General features: G+C 36.2%; 3 protein-coding genes. 1 reads left to right on the forward strand and 2 read right to left on the reverse strand.

Translation table 11 applies throughout. From position 1 onward, the window contains the following. Nucleotides 1-608: 608 nt before the first annotated feature. Nucleotides 609-1256, forward strand: coding sequence for an SH3 domain-containing protein (locus ACFIKE_RS08480; protein WP_375649276.1), 648 nt, complete (start codon nucleotides 609-611; stop codon nucleotides 1254-1256). A gap of 285 nt (nucleotides 1257-1541) precedes the next feature. Here the strand turns inward: ACFIKE_RS08480 and ACFIKE_RS08485 are convergent, their stop codons facing one another. Continuing rightward, nucleotides 1542-2573, reverse strand: a complete 1032-nt coding sequence (locus tag ACFIKE_RS08485; protein ID WP_375649278.1) for an aspartate-semialdehyde dehydrogenase — start codon at nucleotides 2571-2573, stop codon at nucleotides 1542-1544. Between the two features lie 1241 nt (nucleotides 2574-3814). Further along, nucleotides 3815-4195 carry a helix-turn-helix domain-containing protein gene (locus ACFIKE_RS08490; protein WP_375627326.1) on the reverse strand — a complete coding sequence of 127 codons (381 nt, stop codon included), beginning with the start codon at nucleotides 4193-4195 and terminating at the stop codon, nucleotides 3815-3817. Nucleotides 4196-4247: the final 52 nt, after the last annotated feature.

Consider the following 4247-nt stretch of genomic DNA (forward strand, 5'->3'; position numbering starts at 1 on the left):
TTTTGATTTGTCTGTAGCCATGACGCAAGCAGTAGATAAAAAAAGTGCAAAGAGAGAGAGGAATAATCCTATAATCTGACTGCGAGAAAAAATTTTTAATGTCATGTGCTTTTAACTTTCTTTTCCAAGAGATTTTTTGAGGGAAGTTTCAATATACTCTGTATTTTTTTAGGAAGATTTAAAGTTATACAAGCTTTAGAGAATATTCAATCACTTTTATTTTTAAAAGATTATTATTTTTCCTTTTATTTTTAGTATTTTGGGGGCGTATCATCATTCATTCTCTGTAATTCAGGCAATCAATTCTTTTATTGCAATCATTTGTTGAGGGAACCAATAACACTTTAAAAACTTCTTTAAAGGACGATTGGTTGAAGAACCAAACAATCAGATGATGCTTTAGGCGTAAATTCATGAAGAACATACTGCGCAACCAAGATCAAAAGTCCGTGTTCGTGTAGAGGGGGGAATAAAGAGAGATTTTGTTGCAATGTTGTGGGGTCTTTTTGGCGGGAAATAAAGGTTGCTGATCATTGGATTTAAACGCGGCAAATTTTTGCAAAGGCGAAATTTTGCCCTTCACATGTTTTGAGAGAGGAAGAAAAATAATGTTAAGAAAGAAATTTTTATCAACAACAATGATTTTATGGGCTTTGGGAGCGTCGGGGGTGGTTGTGACTGCTTCTCACGCGGAAGCTGGAACCATTGCTGGAACAGTTGCTCGTGTTGCATCAGGTCAGGTATCTTTACGCACAGGTCCTGCAACAGCTTATAAAGTGATCACAATGGTTCCAATGGGAGCAAAAGTGCAAATTTATGGCTGTTTATCCAATAAAACTTGGTGTTCTCTTGGTTATCATGGAAAAGTTGGTTGGGCATCTGCACGTTATGTCAATGTTAGCGATGTTCCTACCATTGCTTTTACAAAGATGCCAGTAAAGCCAAATGCTATGATAAAATCGTCACAAGTAAAAAAAGAAAAAGTAAAACAGGTTGTTTCCGATTTTAAAGTTCTTCCGGCGATTCAAAAAACACGGAAAAATATGCAAAAACTATACAGAACAGATATGATTATCGATTCTACAGGTGTCAAGAAAAGGGATGAACGAACAATTTTAAATCCGTCGCCAAAAGCACAAGAAGTCTCTGTAAAGCGCGTGAATGCTTATAACCCCTTGTTTCCTGATAATGTCAATTACAAAAATTTTGAACGTAACGAAACGCGTTACCGTGTTGTGACCTATCCTGCTCGATAAAGGTAAAGTTAATTTCACAACCGGAATGACAAAAAGGATCAGCAGCATGAAGCAAAAAATGCTTATGCTGCTAATCCTATTCTACGATAAAATGGCATTAAGGTGGCGATGATTAACTTAAGGCGGCAAGGTATATTATGGATATTCAGAGTAAAATTGTTAATATCCCGAATCACAGTCCTTTAAAATGGCGATATGAATCCTCAGCAGGAGATAAGATCCTGCTGAAGAGAAACCGGACTTTTGACAGACCGGCGAGGGCTCTTCATCCTTTTGGACAGGGCGTTAATTTGCGGACTTAGGCTTTATCAAATTACGAGAAATGAGCAATTCAGCAATTTGAACGGCATTCAATGCTGCTCCTTTTCTTAAATTATCGGCGACAACCCAGAAAGCTAAACCATTTTCAACGGTGATATCTTCACGAATGCGGCTAATAAAGGTGTCATCTTCTCCGGTACATTCATAAGGTGTGGTATAGCCACCATCTTCGTGTTTATCGATAAGCTGACAACCGGGAGCATCGCGGAGAAGCGCTTGTGCTTCAGATACGCTTAGTGGTTTTTCAAATTCAACATGGACAGCTTCGGCATGACCGATAAAGACAGGGACACGAACAGCAGTGGCTGTTAATTTAATCTTCGGATCGAGAATTTTCTTTGTCTCAGCAGTCATTTTCCATTCTTCTTTTGTATAACCATCTTCCATGAAAACATCGATATGAGGAATGACATTAAAGGCAATGCGTTTAGTGAATTTTTTTGATGTAATTGGGTCTGCAACAAAAACAGCACGTGATTGTTCGAAAAGTTCGTCCATTCCTTCTTTACCAGCTCCAGAAACCGACTGATATGTAGAGACAACAACACGTTTAATGATTGCAGCATCATGGAGAGGTTTTAAAGCTAAGACCAGTTGAATTGTTGAACAATTAGGATTTGCTATAATATTACGCTTAGAAAAGGCATTTATAGCTTCGGCATTGACTTCAGGGACGATCAACGGAACATTGGAATCATAGCGCCACGTGGAGGAATTATCGATGACGACACAGCCAGCGGCAGCGATTTTAGGAGCATATTCTTTGGAAATGCTTCCTCCCGCGGACATCAGACAAAAATCTGTGTCAGAAAAATCGTAAGTATCCAGTGCTTTTACTTTTAAAGTTTTATCTCCATAAGAAACTTCTTGTCCTAATGAGCGTCGTGATGCTAGAGGGACAATTTCATGCGCAGGAAAACCACGTTCCTCTAAAATTGTAAGCATTTCACGACCAACATTTCCGGTTGCGCCGACAATTGCAATTTTAAAACTCATTTTCTATATACTCCTCATGTCTCTCCACGTTTATTCCCCGTGCTATACTCAGGAGAGAGTGAGTTGGTCAAGGAACATCATTGAATTATATTTTTGATTTTCAACAACTCAATTTTGTACACATCAATCATCATCAGCACAATAAGTTGTTTTATTTCAAATGATACGTCTTTTTAATCTTTCAGAATTGAAAAATTGAATATTGTACGCTAAACTGTTATCTCTTTTAGAGAGCACTTTAATTAAGTGAATTCTGTATCTTCTGTCAATTGTTTACCTTCACACTTTTGAATTTTTTAAGGATGCTATTACGTATCGCGTTGGGGGAATTTAAGTGTTGAAGTATTTGATCTTCTCCCTATGCCTTTAAAAGCGAAGCTTCCTATTCAGTCTGTAAACAGCCAGATTCTAGCGGTACTTTTAGCAGCTTCCCATTTTTCACTTGAAACTTAAGGCTCAACAAGCAAGCCTAAAAATATTAAAAAAACATTTGGCGCCTAAAAAACATTTGAATGTTTCAAGGAGGTATGAATGCTTCATATTCTCATACCTTAAATGATAGAATTTATGGCACAACAAGATAAACTTAAGTATCCATTATATAAATAAATTCTTATGAAAGTTATACATATAGTTTTTTCGTGTCTGTTTTTTACTTTAATCCTGTTATGCTATAAAATATCGTCATTTGAAGTATGGTGGTATAAGATCTTTAAGCTTTTTTGATATATTTAAGTATTTTTTTAGTGCGTGGGAATATTCTTAGGCTTGTTTGGCGAGCTTCTTGTTTCAAGTGGATTATATGAGTGGAAAACCGTTGAACACCTCCATGTTTAATGTTTAAAAAAAGAGTAAGTTAGCATCATCATATATTTTTTCAGCACTCAATGTGGCTACAGTTCTTGGTATGTGAGACTATTCAATTAAGAGGTATGCCTTTTTTGTACATTTTTACTCACACGCTAACTCTGCTTGTAATGTGCAAATAAATGATTTTGATTGATTCAATATAGAACAAGTTTGAAATGAAAGAATTTTATGATATTTGAGACACTTATTCAATATACATAACGTTAGATTATCATTATAAATCAAAGCGCTATTGCTAAGTTAAACTCGTTAGAATTCGGACTATTTACAGACCAGATTAGATTTAAGAATTTTCGTTCTCATAAGGTGTGTGGAGACAGTCAAAATTCTTTTCAATGTTATTAAGGACGTTGATTGTTCTTTCAGTGAACTTATGAAAATAAGGGATCATTTTTTTCACCAGAAATTAACTGCAAAATAGCTCGTTGTTTTTTGCGGGTTAGCATTCTAAAACTTTGCAAAAGTAAATATTCTGCTTTGCTTTCTATTCTGTCATCACAATGATAGAGGGGATCTTCTTTTTTTGTGCTATCAGCATAAAAGAAGGAAACGGGAACATCTAATATATGAGCAATTTCTTGTAAACGTCTTGCACTTACGCGATTTAAACCTTTCTCATACTTTTGAATTTGTTGAAACGTTACGCCCAAATGACTCCCTAATTGTTTTTGAGAAAAACCCATGAAGTTTCTTCTAAAGCGAATTTTTTTGCCTAAAGAAATGTCGTAAAAATGTAGATTTTTGGCTTGCACTTTGCTCCCCCTCCGGTTGCGAGCGCCCTCGCATTAGTATTCCGGGGTCTGG

The organism is Bartonella sp. MU70NMGDW (genome assembly GCF_042194085.1).
GTDB classification, from domain to species: domain Bacteria; phylum Pseudomonadota; class Alphaproteobacteria; order Rhizobiales; family Rhizobiaceae; genus Bartonella; species Bartonella grahamii.